The following is a 15,633-nucleotide window of genomic DNA, read 5'->3' as shown; positions in this document are numbered from 1 at the left end:
CATACCCACCTAGCGCTACGGATCATAACTATCCGTGCCATCGCATCGATCGGCGGACGGAGGCACGCGGGGGGCGCACGGCGCTACTTTCAGCCGCATGACCTCGACTCGACAGCAGCCGGCCACTCCCCGGGCCCCGCTCTCCTTCCCGCGCCAGCTCGCCCGGACCCAGCGCTTCACCCTGGGCGCTCCGCGCGGCTTCTCGGTCTCCCCGGACGGCGAGCGGGTGGCCTTCGTCAGATCGGGCACGGGGACGGACCGTTCGCACCGGCTGTGGGTGCTCGACCTCCCGCCGGGCGGGACGCCGGTGGAGCGGACGGCCGCCGACCCCGGGGTGCTGCTCGCGGGCGCCGAGGAGGAGCTGTCCCCGGAGGAGCGGGCGCGCCGGGAGCGGAGCCGGGAGGGCTCGGGCGGCATCGTCGGGTACGCGGTGGACGGGGCGGTGGAGCTGGCGGCGTTCGCCCTGTCGGGGCGGCTGTTCACTGCGGAGCTGCGGGCCGGGACGGCGCGGGAGCTGCCGGTGCCCGGACCCGTGATCGACCCCCGGCCCTCGCCGGACGGGCGGCTCGTCGCGTACGTGACGGGGGGCGCGCTGCGGGTGGTGGGCGCGGACGGGTCGGGCGACCGGGAACTGGCCGCCCCGGAGGACGATCACGTCTCCTACGGATTGGCCGAATTCATCGCATCCGAGGAGATGGGCCGCGACCGCGGCTACTGGTGGTCCCCGAGCGGGGATCGACTGCTCGTGGCGCGGGCGGACGACCGGGCGGTACGGCGGTGGTGGATCGCCGACCCGGCGCGGCCGGAGCGGGAGCCGCAGCGGGTGGGGTATCCGGCGGCGGGGACGGCCAACGCGGAGGTGCGGCTGTTCCTGGTGGACCTCGACGGGACGCGGACGGAGGTGGTCTGGGACCGCGAGCGCCACCCGTACCTGGCACGGGTGCACTGGTCGGCCGCCGGGGCCCCGCTCCTGCTGGTGCAGACGCGCGACCAGCGGGAGCAGGTGCACCTCTCCGTCGACCCGGAGTCGGGGCGGACGGAGAGGGTGCGCACGGAGACCGATCCGGCGTGGCTGGAGCTGCACCGGGGTGTGCCGGCGTGGGGGCCGGGCGGGGATCTCGTCCGGGTCACCGACGAGAGCGGGGCGCGCGCCCTGGCCGTCGGGGACGCGCTGTGGACGGGCGCCGACCTGCACGTGCGGGCGGTGCTGGACGTCGGCGCGGAGGACGTCCTCGTGTCGGCGTCGGCGGGCGAGGCGGCCGCGGATCCGGAGACCGGCGAGATCCACGTGTACCGGGTGTCGGCCGGGAAGGGCGCCGAGCGGCTCTCCGAGGGCGTCGGGGTGCACGCGGCGGTGCGTGCGGGGGCGGTGACGGTCCTGGTGTCGGCGCGGCCCGACGAGCCCGGGAGCGTGGCGCGGGTGCTGCGGGACGGCGAGCGGGTCGCGGTCGTGGCGTCGTACGCCCAGCGACCGGTGATCACGGCCCGGGTGCGGCTGACCGAGGCGGGCGCCCGCCGGATTCCCTGCGCGGTCCTCCTGCCGTCGGGATACGCGGAGGGGGACGGGCCGCTGCCGGTCCTGATGGACCCGTACGGCGGTCCGCACGGGCAGCGCGTGGTCGCCGCGCACCACCCGTATCTGACCTCCCAGTGGTTCGCCGACCAGGGGTTCGCGGTGATCGTGGCCGACGGCCGGGGCATGCCGGGCCGCTCCCCCGCCTGGGAGAAGTCGATCCTGCGCGACCTGACGCCGACGCTCGACGACCAGGTGGAGGCGCTGCACGCGCTGGCCGGACGGTTCCCGCTGGACCTGGACCGGGTCGCGGTGCGCGGCTGGTCGTACGGCGGCTATCTGGCGGCCCGCGCGGTGCTCCAGCGGCCCGACGTCTTCCACGCGGCGGTCGTGGGGGCGCCGGTGACGGACTGGCGGCTGTACGACACCCACTACACGGAGCGGTACCTCGGGACCCCCGAGGCCGAACCCGACGTCTACGCCGCGCAGTCGCTGCTGACCGACGACGGGCTCTCGGTCGCCGAGGGACCGGCCCGGCCGATGATGATCGTGCACGGCCTCGCCGACGACAACGTGGTCGTCGCGCACGCGCTGCGGCTCTCCTCCGCCCTCCTCGCCGCGGGCCGCCCGCACGAGGTGCTGCCGCTCTCCGGGGTCACCCACATGACACCGCAGGAGCAGGTGGCGGAGAACCTCCTCCTGCTCCAGGTGGACTTCCTCAGGCGCTCCCTCGCCGGCTGACTCACCAGCCGGGCGGCGGCGGGGACGGCGGCGCCGGAGGCAGCGCGCCGGGCGGCCCGTACGCCCCGTACGGGCCGGCCCCGGCCGGCCCGCCGTACGGCCCGTACGACCCGAACGGGGCCGTCTCCTCGGCCGGGGCGCCGGGCGCGGCGAGCAGCACCAGCACCGCGACTCCCGCGCACAGCCCGAAGACGGCGCTGAGGACGCTCAGTTGCTGCACGCCGGCGAGGTCCCCGAAGTGGGTCACCCACTCGTACCGGACGTCCCGCGCCACCTCCGCCGACCCGGCGGCCGTCAGGAACCCTCCGGCCAGCAGACCGAAGGCCCGGCTGTGGCGGGCCCGCGCGAAGGCCGACCCGGCGGCCGTCGCGTACAGGCCGACGAGCACGGCCGACAGCCAGCCCGGCGGCGGCGCCAGGGCCGGCGTGACGGCGGACCGGCCTCCGGTGAGCCGGTCGACCGTGATCTCGGCCGGCAGCTCCCCCGCCCAGTACAGCTCCCAGCACGCCACCACGGCCGCGGCCACCGCGAGGAGCACCCCCGCGGCGACGGCGCGGCCCGTACGCGGCCGGGTCGGGGTCCGCTCGTACGCGGCCGTCACCGGGCGCCGCCCCGCCGCGGCGACGACGACCAGCCCGGCGGCGAGCGCCAGTTCGGCGAGTGCGGTGACGAGCGCCCCGCTCCCCGCCGCCCACAGTCCCGGCAGCCGCAGCGCGAGCGTCACCGCGCCGGTGGCGGCGAGCGCGGACGCCGCGTGCCGGGAGCGCAGCGATGCGACGGCCGCGGCCACCGAGACGACGAGCAGCACCGGGTCGGTCAGCGAGGTGGCGGACCTCCCCCGGATCAGGAAGAGGTGGTCCCCCGCCCAGTACCAGGCGAGATCGGCCGGCGAGCCGAGCACCGCGAGGTCCTTGAGGATCCACACGGCGGCGATGAGCGCGAGCCCGGCGCAGAGCGCCGCCCCCGTGAGACGTGCCGGTCGTGTCACAGTCACGACCCCGATACTCACGGTCGCGACCGACCGAAACAAGCGATTCCGCATGTACGTCACATGACGGCCGCCCGGGCGAGTGAGCCGAAGGGGCGCGTCGGTGTCGAGACGGCGAGCGCGCGGAGGCCCGACGAAGGAGGGTCGAGCACGATCGCCGACTCGACACCGGCACCAGCGCCCCGGAGGCGAACCGAGCCCAAAAAAGAGGGCGGCGAAGCCGGCCGGGGTGCTGGTGCGCCCCGGCCGGCCTACGGCACCCGCACGGCCGTACCTGGCCGAGCCTGCCGTGTCCGTATATCGGAGGGGATTCCGTGAAGTTGCCCGCGCGTTACGGCTCCTGGGGCTCCTCGGGCGCCTGGGGCTCCTCGGGCGGGACGACCTGCTTCTCCTCGGCGAAGTGGCAGGCGGAGTCGTGCTTGGCGGGGCTGTCGGTGAGGCGGAAGGCGGCGGGGACGGCGAGGAGGGGGACTTCCAGGGCGCAGCGTTCCTGGGCCTTCCAGCAGCGGGTGCGGAAGCGGCAGCCGGAGGGGACGTTGGCCGGGGAGGGGACGTCGCCGGTGAGGATGATCCGCTCGCGGTGGGCGCGGGCCTCGGGGTCGGGCACGGGCACGGCGGAGAGCAGCGCCTGGGTGTAGGGGTGGGTGGGGTGGTCGTAGATCTGGATGTCGGTGCCGATCTCGACGATCCGGCCGAGGTACATGACGCCGACCCGGTCGGAGATGTGGCGCACGATCGAGAGGTCGTGGGCGATGAACACGTACGAGAGGGAGAACTCGCTCTGGAGGTGGTCCAGGAGGTTGACGACCTGGGCCTGGACGGAGACGTCGAGGGCGGAGACCGGTTCGTCGGCGACGATGATCTCGGGCTGGAGCGCGAGGCCGCGGGCGATGCCGATGCGCTGGCGCTGGCCGCCGGAGAACTGGTGGGGGTAGCGGTTGATGTACTCGGGGTTGAGGCCGACGACGTCCAGGAGGTCCTGGACCTTGCGGCGCCGGTCGCCCTTCGGGGCGACCTCGGGGTGGATCTCGTAGGGCTCGCCGATGATGTCGCCGACGGTCATGCGGGGGTTGAGCGAGGTGTACGGGTCCTGGAAGACCATCTGGATGTTGCGGCGGACGGCCTTGAGCGCGCGCGGGGAGAGTTTGCTGATGTCCTCGCCCTTGTAGCGGATCTCGCCGGACGTCGGCCGTTCCAGGTTGACCAGCATCTTCGCGACGGTCGACTTGCCGCAGCCGGATTCGCCGACGATGCCGAGGGTCTCTCCGGCATGGAGGTCGAAGTCGACGCCGTCGACGGCCTTGACGGCGCCGACGTGCTTCTTGAAGAGGATGCCCTGGGTCAGCGGGTAGTGCTTGTGGAGGTCCCTGACTTCGAGAATCGCCTCAGCCATGGAGGCACTCCTTCCAGAAGTGGCAGGCGCTGGAGCGCTTCACCGGGGACTCGGTCACGTCGTAGAGCGGGGGCACGTCGGTGCGGCAGACGTCCTGGGCCATGGGGCAGCGGGGGTTGAAGGCGCAGCCGGGCGGGATGGCGAGGAGGTTGGGCGGGAGGCCCTTGATCGCGTAGAGCTCCTGGCCCTTCTGGTCCAGGCGCGGGATGGAGTCGAGCAGGCCGCGGGTGTAGGGGTGGGCGGGGGCCTTGTAGATCTCGTGGACGGGGGCCTGTTCGACGATCCGGCCGGCGTACATGACGGCGATCTTGTCGGCGACGTCGGCGACGACGCCGAGGTCGTGGGTGATGAGGATGAGGCCCATGTTGAGCTCGCGCTGGAGTTCGGCGAGGAGGTCCATGACCTGGGCCTGGACGGTGACGTCGAGGGCGGTGGTCGGCTCGTCGGCGATGATCAGCTCGGGTTCGAGGGCGAGCGCCATCGCGATCATGATGCGCTGGCGCATGCCGCCGGAGAACTGGTGGGGGTACTGGCCGACGCGTTCCTTGGCGGCGGGGATGCGGACCCGGTCCATCAGCTCGACGGCCTTGGTCCTGGAGTCCTTGCGCGACATGCCCCGGTGGACCTGGAACATCTCGCCGAGCTGGTCGCCGACGCTGAGCACGGGGTTGAGGGAGGACAGCGCGTCCTGGAAGACCATCGCCATCTTGGCGCCGCGGATCTTGCGCCGCTCGTCCTCCTTGAGCTTGAGCAGGTCCCGGCCCTGGAAGAGGATCTCGCCCTGGCTGATCTTGCCCGGGGGGACGTCGAGGATGCCCATGACGGCCTGGGCGGTGACGGACTTGCCGGAGCCGGACTCGCCGAGGACGGCGAGGGTCTCCCCCGCGTCGACGGAGTAGTCGACTCCGTTGACGGCCTTGGCCACCCCCTCGCGGGTGTGGAACTCCACGTGCAGGTCGCGCACTTCGAGCAGCATGGGTCCCTACCTCAGCTTCGGGTCGAGGGCGTCGCGGACGGCGTCGCCGAGCATGATGAAGGCGAGCACGGTGACGGCGAGCGCGCCGGCCGGCCACAGCAGCATGTGCGGGGCGTTGCGGATGTACTGCGAGGCCGAGGAGATGTCGATGCCCCAGGAGACGGTCGGCGGCTTGAGGCCCACTCCGAGGAAGGACAGGGTCGCCTCCAGGGAGATGTACGTGCCGAGGGCGATGGTCGCGACGACGATCACCGGCGCGAGGGCGTTCGGGGTGATGTGGCGCAGCAGCATCCGGGAGTTGGAGGCGCCGAGCGCCCGCGCGGCCTGGACGTAGTCGTTCTGCTTGGCGGTGATGACCGAGCCGCGGGCGATGCGGGCGATCTGGGGCCAGCCGAGGAGGACCATGAAGCCGATGACGGGCCAGACGGTGGCGCTGGTGACGACGGAGAGCAGGACCAGGCCGCCGAGGATCACGGGGATGGCGAAGAAGACGTCGGTGACCCGGGAGAGGACGCCGTCCCAGCCGCCGCCGAAGAAGCCGGCGAGGCCGCCGAAGAGGGAGCCGATGATCGCCACTCCGAGCGTGGCGAACACGCCGACCTGGACGGAGGCCCTGGCCCCGTAGACCGTGCGCGTGTAGACGTCGCAGCCCTGGCCGTTGAAGCCGAACGGGTGGCCCGGCTGGGAGCCTTCCTGGGCCTTGGACAGGTCGCACTGGAGCGGGTCGCCGCTGGCGATCAGCTGGGGCCAGATCGCGATGATCACCAGGAAGAGGATGATCAGGCTGGAGATGATGAAGACGGGGTTGCGCCGCAGGTCGTGCCAGGCGTCGGACCACAGCGAGCGGGGCTTGCCGGTGGGGCCGGTGCCGAGGGGTCCGCCCGGGGTCTTCTCCAGCGACTCGCCCTCTTCCATGGCGAGGTCCGTGGGCCCACCCGCTCCGGTGTGGTCGATGGCGCGTCCGTGGTCGAACGGCTCAAGGGGCTCAGGCATAGCGGATCCTCGGGTCAAGGACGGCGTACAAGAGGTCGACGAGGAGGTTGGCCAGGAGGAACACCAGGACGAGGACGGTCACGAAGCCGACGACGGTCTGGGTGTTCTGGCGCACGATGCCCTGGTAGAGCTGGTAGCCGACCCCGTGGATGTTGAAGATCCGCTCGGTGGCGATGGCGCCGCCCATCAGGGCGCCGATGTCGGCGCCGATGAAGGTGACCACCGGGATGAGCGAGTTGCGCAGCAGGTGGCGGGTGACGACCCGGCGGCGCGGCAGACCCTTGGCGACGGCGGTGCGGACGTAGTCGGCGCGCTTGTTCTCCGCGATCGAGGTCCGGGTGAGCCGGGTGACGTACGCGAGGGAGACCGAGGCGAGGACGAGGCCGGGGACGATCAGCTCGCTGAAGGGGGCCTCCGGCGAGACGGCGGGCTTGATCCATCCCCACTCCACGCCCAGCAGCAGCTGGAGGAGGAGGCCGGTGACGAAGGTCGGGATGGAGAGGACGACGAGGGTGAGCACCAGCACGGTGCTGTCGACGGGCCGTCCGCGCTTCAGTCCGGTCAGCACGCCGAGGCTGATGCCGATGACGATCTCGAAGAGGATCGCGACGATGGTGAGGCGGATGGTCACGGGGAAGGCGTTCGCCATCAGCTCGGTCACCGGCTGGCCGTTGAAGGCGGTGCCGAAGTCCCCGGTGAACAGGTTCCCCATGTAGATCAGGTACTGCTGCCACACGGGCTTGTCGAGGCCGAACTCCTTCTCCAGCTGGGCGGCGGTCGCCGGGTCGCAGGCGCGGTCGCCGCAGAGACCGGCGATGGGGTCGCCCATGACGTTGACCATCAGGAAGATCAGCAGGGTGGCGCCGATGAAGACCGGGATCATCTGCAGCAGACGCCGGATCACATAACGTCCCATGAGGGGCTCCGGGGGGTGTGGGGAAGGCGTACGGCCCGGCTCGCGCGCGAATCGCCAGGCCGGGCCGTACGACGACGAGCTGCGTCAGTTGACCTTGATCTGGTCGTAGACGGGGACGCTGAAGGGGTTCAGGGTCACGTTGGAGACGCGCTCGGAGTAGCCCGCGCTGCCGTTCTGGTACCAGAGCGGGATGGCGCCCATGTCGTCGCGGAGTACGCCCTCGGCCTGCTGGAAGATCCCCACGGCCTTGGCGATGTCGGACTCGGCGTTGGCCTGGTCGACCAGCTTGTCGAACTCCGGGTCGGAGTACTTCCCGTCGTTCGACGAGGCGTTGGTGTAGTACAGCGGCTGCAGGAAGTTCTGGATGAGCGGGTAGTCCATCTGCCAGCCGGCGCGGAAGGGGCCCTTCATCTTCTGCGTGCTGACCTGGCTGCGGAAGTCGGCGAAGGTGCCGACCGGGTTGCCGACGCACGCCCGGTTGTTGCCGAGGGCGTTGTTGATGGAGTTGCAGACGGCGTCCACCCACTCCTTGTGGGAGCCGGTGTCGGCGTTGTACGAGATCGTCATCGTGCCGCCGGGGATGCCGCCGCCCTCGGCGACGAGCTTCTTGGCCTGGGCGGCGTCGTACTTGCAGAAGTCGCCGCAGACGTCCTTGAAGCCGCCGTCCTCGCCGAGGACGGGAGAGGTCCAGTCGACGGCGGGGGTGCGGGTCTTCTGGAAGATCGTCTCGGTGATCTGGTCGCGGTTGATCGCCATGGAGAGGCCCTGCCGGAGCTTCTCCTGTCCGGGCTTGTTCCAGGCCGGGTCGTAGAACGGGAAGGACAGCGTCTGGATGATGCCGGCGGGGACGTTGATGTACCGGTCGCCGAGGTCGGCGGAGACGTTCTTCAGCTGGGAGGCGGGCACGTCGTCGACGAGGTCGAGGTTGCCGGCCGTCAGGTCGGTGTAGGCGGTGTTGTTGTCGGTGTAGACCTTGAGGGTGATGCCGCCGTTCTGGGCCTTGTCGGTGCCGGGGTAGGCGTCCCACCGCTTGAGGGCCATCTGGGAGCCCTTGGAGTACGAGTCGACGGTGTACGGGCCGTTGCCGATGGGCTTGGAGAGCCAGGCGGCGTGGTCGGTGAAGAACGCCTGGGGCAGCGGTGCGAAGGCCGCGTAGCCGAGGGTGATGGGCCAGGTGGAGAACTTCTGGGTGAGCTTGACCGTGAAGGTCTGGGGGCCGGTCACCTTGAGGCCGGACATGGTCTCGGCGGTCGGCTCGCCCTTCTCGGGGTGGACCTGGTCGTACCCCTCGATCTGGCCGAAGAAGTAGGCGTTCTTCTGGTTGTTCTTCAGTTGGGCGCCGTAGTTCCAGGCGTCGACGAACGACTTGGCGGTGACCTTCTCGCCGTTGGAGAAGGTCCAGCCGTCCTTGACCGTGATGGTGAAGTTGGTCGAGTCGGTGGTCTCGATGCTCTGGGCGAGCATGTCCTTGGCCTCGCCGGTCTTGGGGTCGTACTGCTTGAGTCCCCGGAAGATCATGGAGAGGACCTTGCCGCCCTGGACCTCGTTCGTGTTCGCGGGCTCCAGCGGGTTCTGCGGGTCGCCCCACGAGGAACTCACGATGCCGTCGGCACCTCCGCCGCCGCCGCTGTCGTCACCGCCACCGCAGGCGGTCGCCGCGAGGGCGACGGCGGTGGCCAGAGCGGCCCACTTGGCGTGCGTGGCTCCGCGCATGGAGTGCCTCCCGTATGTCCTAAGTCTCACTTAGGCCCCAATATCACCCGATACTGACGGTCATGCACTTTCAAGGCACCCGGACGGCGGCCGCCACGACGGAGGGCGCCCCCGGTCCTGGTGGACCGGGGGCGCCCCTCTGTCATGCGCGCGATGGGTCAGTGCGCTCCGACGACGTTCTTCTCCTCGGCGAAGTGGCACGCCGACGAGTGGGCGGCCGGGGTGTCGAGCCCCTGGAAGCGCGCCGGCACCGCGAGCAGCGGAACCTCCTGCGAGCAGCGCTCCTGCGCCTTCCAGCACCGGGTGCGGAAGCTGCAGCCCGACGGCGGGTTGGCCGGCGAGGGGACGTCACCGGTGAGGATGATCCGCTCGCGGTGCGCGCGGGCCTCCGGGTCCGGCACCGGCACCGCGGAGAGCAGCGCCTGGGTGTACGGGTGCGTCGGGTGCTCGTAGATCTCCTCGTCCGTACCGATCTCGGCCATCTTGCCGAGGTACATGACGCCGACGCGGTCCGAGATGTGCCGGACGATCGACAGGTCGTGCGCGATGAAGAGGTAGGAGAGGTTGAACTCGTCCTGGAGCTTCCCCATCAGGTTGATGACCTGTGCCTGGACGGAGACGTCCAGGGCCGAGACCGGCTCGTCGCAGATGATGATCTCGGGGTTCAGCGCGAGGCCGCGGGCGATGCCGATGCGCTGGCGCTGACCGCCGGAGAACTGGTGCGGGTACCGGTTGATGTACTCCGGGTTCAGACCGACGACGTCGAGCAGCTCCTGCACCTTGCGGCGCCGGTCGCCCTTCGGGGCCACCTCGGGGTGGATGTCGAAGGGCTCGCCGATGATGTCGCCGACCGTCATGCGCGGGTTCAGCGAGGTGTACGGGTCCTGGAACACCATCTGGATGTTGCGGCGGACCGCCTTCAGCGCGCGCCCGGACAGCTTGGTGATGTCCTGGCCCTTGTAGAAGACCTCGCCGGCGGTGGCCCGCTCCAGGTTCATCAGGAGCTTGGCGACCGTGGACTTGCCACAGCCGGACTCGCCCACGATGCCGAGGGTCTCGCCCTGGAAGAGGTCGAAGGAGACCCCGTCCACGGCCTTGACCGCGCCGACCTGCTTCTTGAAGAGGATGCCCTGCGTCAGCGGGAAGTGCTTCTGCAGGTTGCGCACCTGGAGGATCGGCTCGCCACGGCCCACAGGGGCGTCGAGGGCGGCGGCCACGGCCTCGTCGTTCTTGCTGAGGTCAGCCATGGATCGTCTCCTTCCAGAAGTGGCAGGCGCTCTTGCGGCCCGGGAGGTCCGCGCCGTTCTGCTCGGTGATCGGCACCAGGGCCGGGATCTCCGTGCGGCAGATGTCGTCCGCCTTGGGGCAGCGCGGGTTGAAGGCGCAGCCGGTGGGCACCTTGAGCAGGTTGGGCGGCAGGCCCTTGATCGCGTAGAGCTCCTGGCCCTTCTGGTCCAGGCGCGGGATCGAGTCCAGCAGACCGCGGGTGTACGGGTGGGCCGGACGCTTGTACAGCTCGTGCACCGGCGCCTGCTCGACGATCCGGCCGGCGTACATCACGGCGATCTTGTCCGCGACGTCGGCGACGACGCCGAGGTCGTGGGTGATCAGGATCAGGCCCATGTTGTATTCCTGCTGGAGCTCCGCGAGGAGGTCCATGACCTGGGCCTGGACGGTCACGTCGAGAGCCGTGGTGGGCTCGTCGGCGATGATCAGGTCCGGCTCCAGGGCGAGCGCCATGGCGATCATGATGCGCTGGCGCATACCGCCGGAGAACTGGTGCGGGTAGTCGGAGACCCGCGCCTTGGCGGCGGGGATCTTCACCCGGTCCATCAGCTCGATGGCCTTGACCGTGGCGTCCTTCTTGGACATGCCGTGGTGCACCCGGAACATCTCGCCGAGCTGGTAGCCGACGCTGAGGACCGGGTTGAGGGAGGAGAGCGCGTCCTGGAAGATCATGGCGATCTTCCGGCCGCGGATCTTCCGGCGCTCCTCCTCGGACATCTTCAGCATGTCCTCGCCGCGGAACAGGATCTCGCCCTGCGGGATCTTGCCCGGCGGCATGTCGAGGATGCCCATGACGGCCTGCGCGGTGACGGACTTGCCGGAGCCGGACTCGCCGAGGACGGCGAGGGTCTCGCCGGCGTCCACCGAGTAGTTGACGCCGTTGACCGCCTTGGCCACACCGTCACGGGTGTGGAACTCCACGTGCAGGTCGCGGACTTCGAGCAGCGGACCGTTGTGGTCGGAGCCGCCGCGCGGCGCGGGGACGGCCGCGGTCTTGTCGATGATGCTCATCTTTTACGCCCTCCTCAGCGCAGCTTGGGGTCGAGGGCGTTGCGGACGGCTTCGCCGAGCATGATGAACGCCAGAACGGTGAGGCTCAGCATGATCGAGGGCCAGAGCAGGACGTGCGGGGCCACTCGGATCTGTGCGACACCGGCGGAGATGTCGACGCCCCACGAGACGGTCGGGGCGGCGAGGCCCAGACCGAGGAAGGACAGGGTCGCCTCGGCGGAGATGTAGCCGCCGAGCGCGATGGTCGCGACGACGATGACCGGGGCCATGGCGTTCGGCAGGATGTGCCGGAAGAGGATCCGGGTCGTGCCGGCGCCGAGCGCCTTCGCCGCGTGGACGTAGTCGGCCTGCTTGACCGTGATCACGGCACCGCGCATGACGCGGGTGATCTGGGTCCAGCCGAGGAACGCGAGGGCGAAGACGACGACCCAGACGGTCCGCTCGACGAACGACTGCAGGACGACCATGGCGCCGAGCAGGAACGGGATGCCGAAGAAGACGTCGGTGACGCGGGACAGGATCGCGTCGACGATGCCGCCGAAGTAACCGGCGATCATGCCCATCACGCCGCCGACGATCGTGACGATCGCGGTGACGCAGACGCCGACGATGATCGAGGCGCGGGTGCCGTGGATCAGTCGGGCGTAGACGGAGCGGCCCTGCTGGTCGTAGCCCAGCCACTCCGGCGAGCCGATGCTGCCCAGCTCCGGCTTGCTGAGGAAGTGGTGGACCAGGTCACCGGCGGTCGGGGACGCGCTGGTGAAGAGGGTCGGCCACGCCGAGATCAGCAGCAGCAGCGCGATCAGCACCGACGAGACGATGAAGTACGGGTTGCGGCGGAGATCGGCCCAGGCGTCGCCCCAGAGGCTGCGGGCCTTCTCCTGCTTCGCCGCCGGAGCGGACGCGTCCACCGAGGGGGTGGCGACGGCGTCCTCGACTGCGGTGGCGGTCTTGGTCACGTCAGGCATACCGGATCCTCGGGTCCAGGACCGCGTACAGCAGGTCGATGAGCAGGCTGGTGACGAGGTAGACGATCACCAGGATGGTGACCAGGCCGACCAGGGTGGCACCTTCACGACGGGAGATCGACTCGGCGATGACGCCGCCGATTCCCTTGATGTTGAAGATGGCCTCGGTGACGACCGCGCCGCCCATCAGGGCGCCGATGTCGGTGCCGAGGAAGGTGACCACGGGGATCATCGAGTTGCGCATCAGGTGGACACCGATGACCCGGCGGCGCGGCAGGCCCTTGGCGACGGCCGTGCGCATGTAGTCGGCGCGCAGGTTCTCCGCCATCGAGGTGCGCGTGAGGCGCGCCACATAGGCAAGGGAGAGACCGCCGAGCACGATGGCGGGAGCGAGCATCTCGCTCAGCTGCGGCTCGGTGCTGACGTTCGGGTCGATCCAGCCCAGGTTGAAGGCGAAGACCATCTTGATGATGTAGCCGAGCACGAACACCGGGATCGAGATGATCAGCAGGGTGAAGATCAGGATCAGGTTGTCCGCGATGCGGCCGGCACGCAGGCCGCCGATGATGCCCAGGCCGATGCCGAAGATCAGCTCGATGGCGAACGCCAGGGCGGCCAGCTGGAGCGTGATGGGGAACGCGTCGCCCAGCACCTCGGTGACCGGCAGTCCGTTGCGGATCTGGGTACCGAAGTCCAGGTGCAGGATCATGTCCCGCATATAGAAGAAGTACTGCTGCCATTCCGGCTTGTCGAGACCGAGCTCATGGCGCTTCGCGGCGAGAGTCGCCGGGTCGGCGCCCTTGTCGCCGAACATCGCCAGCACGGGGTCACCGGGCAGGCTGTGCACCATGAGGAAGATCAGCAGGGTCGTCCCGAGGAAAACCGGGATCATCTGGAGCAGTCGTCGTGCGACATAACGCCCCATCATGCCTCCGTTGAGATGTGACAGCGGCAACCGACGGGCCCTCCCTCGACAGCATGCCCGTTTCCGGGCAGGGCTATGTCGTGGAAGGGCCCCCCAGCCACTGCGTAAGGCACCGAAACGGGACTGACGATCCGTCAGTCCCGTGACGGCGTGCGGACTACGCTCGGTTGGTTACTTCTTGACCTCGACGCCGGTCAGGATCGGGTCGCCGTCCTGACCGTAAGCCACGCCCGAAACCTTCTCGGAGTAGCCCGCGTTGACCTTGTAGTACCAGAGCGGGATGGACGGCATGTAGTTGACCAGGTCCTTCTCGATGGCCTGGAACTGCTTGACCGACTCGTCCAGCGTGGCGGCGGAGTCAGCCTTGGCGATCTTGGCGTCCAGCTCCTTGTTGGAGAAGTCGCCCTGGTTGCCGGCCGCACCCGTGCGGAACAGGTCCGAGATGAAGTTGGCGTTCACCGGGTAGTCGAGCACCCAGCCGGAACGGTAGAGCGACTTGACCTGCTTGGTCTTGCGAGCGGTCAGGTCGGCCTGGAAGTCCGGCTTGCCGTCGCCGACGCACTGGACGGAGGTGGACTGGGTGATGGAGTTGCAGACAGCGTCCACCCACTCCTTGTGGCCACCGTCGGCGTTGAACTGGATGGAGATCTTGTTGCCGGGGACGCCGCCGCCGGCCTTGATGAGCTCCTTGGCCTTCGCCGGGTCGAACTTGGTGACGCCGGCGCCACCGTCCTCCTGGAAGCCCAGGACACCCTTGGCGACCCAGCCGGTCGCGGGCTCACGCGTACCCTGCAGCACCGTCTTGGTGATGGTGGCACGGTCGATCGCCATGGACAGACCCTGGATGACGCGCGGGTCGATCTGCTTCGGCTTCTTCCACTGGTCGGAGTAGAAGGCGACGGCGATGGTCTGGATCGCGGAGTACGGCTGGTCCACGGCGCGGTCGCCGAGGTCCTGGCGGTAGACCGGGAGGTCCTTCGGCGCGATCTGACGCAGGACGTCGACGTTGCCCGACTTCAGGTCCTCGTACGCGGCCTCGAGGGTGGTGTAGTTCTTGAAGACCACACCGCCGTTCTTCGCCTTGTTCGGGCCCTTGTAGCCGTCGAACCGGGTGATCTCGATCTTCTTCTTGTGGTCCCAGCTCTTGAACTTGTAGGGACCGTTGCCGACCGGCTTCTGGCCACCGGCGACCGGGTCCTTGTAGAAGGACTCGGCCAGCGGCGCGAAGACGATGTAGGCGAGCTTGTGGCCGAAGTACGGAACGGCCTTCGTGAGCTCGATGGTGAAGGTGTTCTCGTCGACGACCTTCAGGCCGTCGAGCTTGTCGGCGGTCTGCTTCGCACCCTCGGCGTCGGGGTGGACCTTGTCGTAGCCCTTGATGTCGCCGAACCAGGACGCGAGGCCCTGGGCGTTCTTCAGGCTGGCGTTCCAGTTCCACGCGTCCACGTAGGACTTGGAGGTCACCGGGGTGCCGTCGTGGAAGGTCCAGCCCGGCTTCAGCTTGACGGTCCACGTCTTCGAGTCCGTCGTGGTGACCGACTCGGCGTTGATCATCTCCAGCGAGCCGTCGGCCTTGTAGTCGACCAGGGTCGAGAACAGGCCGGCCATGACGGCGGAGCCGTTGGACTCCATCGTGTCGCCGGTGAGCAGGGGCTTCTCAGGCTCGCCCAGCTCGATGGAGAAGATTCCGTTCGGGTCAACAGCGCCCTTGGCGTCACTGCCGCCGTCGCTCTTACCCCCGCCACAGGCGGTCGCAGCAAGGGCGACGATGATCGCGCCCGTTACCCACTTGGCGCTCTTGGCACCGCGCATGGGTTCCTCCTCATGAGTCCACTTTGTCACTACAAGAGGGGCACTCCGAGTTTCGCCGACACCCCTGACGGCTTTGGACTCAAGTGCCCCGAGTGTGCTCGTGAGTCGGCACTCCCCACAGTGCGTGACCCATTGACCCGAGCTCAATGGAGCCAACTATTAAGTACGTCCGGGCTGTAAACCACACTTAAGTGGTCTCGTTTTGACAACATCACCAGGGCCCTAGAGACCGAAATCCGGACAAACTGAGCACAGACAGACACGCCCGAAACGGACTGTTAACACACGTACCGGAGAGCGATCGCCGATATGCGGACACCCGGCCCACTAAATGGAGTTGACTCGACTTGACGAAAAGCCCGGACCCCCACAGCTTCTGTGGGGGTCCGGGCTCTGT

12 protein-coding genes are annotated in these 15,633 nt (G+C 69.3%); 1 reads left to right on the top strand and 11 read right to left on the bottom strand.

Annotation, left to right across the window (positions count from 1 at the left end; genetic code table 11):
* Positions 1 to 97 precede the first annotated feature (97 nt).
* Positions 98 to 2,254 carry an alpha/beta fold hydrolase gene (locus tag AB0424_RS24310; RefSeq protein WP_366308626.1) on the top strand — a complete coding sequence of 719 codons (2,157 nt, stop codon included), beginning with the start codon at positions 98 to 100 and terminating at the stop codon, positions 2,252 to 2,254.
* A 1-nt stretch (position 2,255) separates the two neighbouring features.
* On the opposite strand, the gene AB0424_RS24305 is transcribed toward AB0424_RS24310, so the two are convergent.
* The 11 genes from AB0424_RS24305 to AB0424_RS24255 all read right to left on the bottom strand — a co-directional run bounded on the left by AB0424_RS24305 (position 2,256) and on the right by AB0424_RS24255 (position 15,236).
* Positions 2,256 to 3,248 carry a hypothetical protein gene (locus AB0424_RS24305; RefSeq protein ID WP_366308625.1) on the bottom strand — a complete coding sequence of 331 codons (993 nt, stop codon included), beginning with the start codon at positions 3,246 to 3,248 and terminating at the stop codon, positions 2,256 to 2,258.
* Between the two features lie 325 nt (positions 3,249 to 3,573).
* The gene (locus AB0424_RS24300; protein ID WP_366308624.1) at positions 3,574 to 4,635 is read right to left on the bottom strand and encodes a dipeptide ABC transporter ATP-binding protein; all 1,062 of its coding nucleotides are present in this window, start codon (positions 4,633 to 4,635) and stop codon (positions 3,574 to 3,576) included.
* Positions 4,628 to 5,611: an ABC transporter ATP-binding protein gene (locus tag AB0424_RS24295; protein ID WP_366308623.1), complete on the bottom strand. Its 984-nt coding sequence runs from the start codon at positions 5,609 to 5,611 to the stop codon at positions 4,628 to 4,630. The genes AB0424_RS24300 and AB0424_RS24295 overlap by 8 nt, the downstream gene beginning before the upstream one ends.
* Positions 5,612 to 5,617: 6 nt before the next feature.
* A complete protein-coding gene (locus AB0424_RS24290) occupies positions 5,618 to 6,604 on the bottom strand; it encodes an ABC transporter permease (protein ID WP_366308622.1) in 987 nt (328 codons plus the stop codon).
* Positions 6,597 to 7,520, bottom strand: coding sequence for an ABC transporter permease (locus tag AB0424_RS24285; RefSeq protein ID WP_366308621.1), 924 nt, complete (start codon positions 7,518 to 7,520; stop codon positions 6,597 to 6,599). Before AB0424_RS24285 ends, AB0424_RS24290 begins: the two co-directional genes overlap by 8 nt.
* 84 nt (positions 7,521 to 7,604) lie before the next feature.
* On the bottom strand, positions 7,605 to 9,233 hold the full coding sequence (locus tag AB0424_RS24280; RefSeq protein WP_366308620.1) for an ABC transporter substrate-binding protein: 1,629 nt from the start codon (positions 9,231 to 9,233) through the stop codon (positions 7,605 to 7,607).
* Positions 9,234 to 9,391: 158 nt separating this feature from the next.
* Positions 9,392 to 10,480, bottom strand: coding sequence for a dipeptide ABC transporter ATP-binding protein (locus AB0424_RS24275; RefSeq protein WP_366308619.1), 1,089 nt, complete (start codon positions 10,478 to 10,480; stop codon positions 9,392 to 9,394).
* Complete coding sequence (locus tag AB0424_RS24270) at positions 10,473 to 11,531, bottom strand: ABC transporter ATP-binding protein (protein WP_366308618.1); 1,059 nt, start codon at positions 11,529 to 11,531, stop codon at positions 10,473 to 10,475. The genes AB0424_RS24275 and AB0424_RS24270 overlap by 8 nt, the downstream gene beginning before the upstream one ends.
* A 14-nt stretch (positions 11,532 to 11,545) precedes the next feature.
* Positions 11,546 to 12,499, bottom strand: a complete 954-nt coding sequence (locus AB0424_RS24265; protein WP_366308617.1) for an ABC transporter permease — start codon at positions 12,497 to 12,499, stop codon at positions 11,546 to 11,548.
* On the bottom strand, positions 12,492 to 13,424 hold the full coding sequence (locus AB0424_RS24260; protein WP_366308655.1) for an ABC transporter permease: 933 nt from the start codon (positions 13,422 to 13,424) through the stop codon (positions 12,492 to 12,494). The genes AB0424_RS24265 and AB0424_RS24260 overlap by 8 nt, the downstream gene beginning before the upstream one ends.
* A 171-nt stretch (positions 13,425 to 13,595) precedes the next feature.
* Complete coding sequence (locus AB0424_RS24255) at positions 13,596 to 15,236, bottom strand: ABC transporter substrate-binding protein (protein ID WP_366308616.1); 1,641 nt, start codon at positions 15,234 to 15,236, stop codon at positions 13,596 to 13,598.
* Between the last annotated feature and the right edge of the window lie 397 nt (positions 15,237 to 15,633).

Source organism: Streptomyces sp. NPDC051180 (assembly GCF_040689545.1).
Classification (GTDB): domain Bacteria; phylum Actinomycetota; class Actinomycetes; order Streptomycetales; family Streptomycetaceae; genus Streptomyces.
The sequence above is the reverse complement of the archived record's forward strand: the minus strand, read 5'-3'. Positions and strand labels throughout refer to the sequence as shown.

Excerpts from the sequence above, each read along its gene's own strand:
- AB0424_RS24310 (WP_366308626.1), top strand. The coding sequence starts at position 98 with ATGACCTCGACTCGACAGCAGCCGGCCACTCCCCGGGCCCCGCTCTCC.
- AB0424_RS24300 (WP_366308624.1), bottom strand. The coding sequence starts at position 4,635 with ATGGCTGAGGCGATTCTCGAAGTCAGGGACCTCCACAAGCACTACCCG.
- AB0424_RS24295 (WP_366308623.1), bottom strand. The coding sequence starts at position 5,611 with ATGCTGCTCGAAGTGCGCGACCTGCACGTGGAGTTCCACACCCGCGAG.
- AB0424_RS24290 (WP_366308622.1), bottom strand. The coding sequence starts at position 6,604 with ATGCCTGAGCCCCTTGAGCCGTTCGACCACGGACGCGCCATCGACCAC.
- AB0424_RS24285 (WP_366308621.1), bottom strand. The coding sequence starts at position 7,520 with ATGGGACGTTATGTGATCCGGCGTCTGCTGCAGATGATCCCGGTCTTC.
- AB0424_RS24280 (WP_366308620.1), bottom strand. The coding sequence starts at position 9,233 with ATGCGCGGAGCCACGCACGCCAAGTGGGCCGCTCTGGCCACCGCCGTC.
- AB0424_RS24275 (WP_366308619.1), bottom strand. The coding sequence starts at position 10,480 with ATGGCTGACCTCAGCAAGAACGACGAGGCCGTGGCCGCCGCCCTCGAC.
- AB0424_RS24270 (WP_366308618.1), bottom strand. The coding sequence starts at position 11,531 with ATGAGCATCATCGACAAGACCGCGGCCGTCCCCGCGCCGCGCGGCGGC.
- AB0424_RS24265 (WP_366308617.1), bottom strand. The coding sequence starts at position 12,499 with ATGCCTGACGTGACCAAGACCGCCACCGCAGTCGAGGACGCCGTCGCC.
- AB0424_RS24260 (WP_366308655.1), bottom strand. The coding sequence starts at position 13,424 with ATGGGGCGTTATGTCGCACGACGACTGCTCCAGATGATCCCGGTTTTC.
- AB0424_RS24255 (WP_366308616.1), bottom strand. The coding sequence starts at position 15,236 with ATGCGCGGTGCCAAGAGCGCCAAGTGGGTAACGGGCGCGATCATCGTC.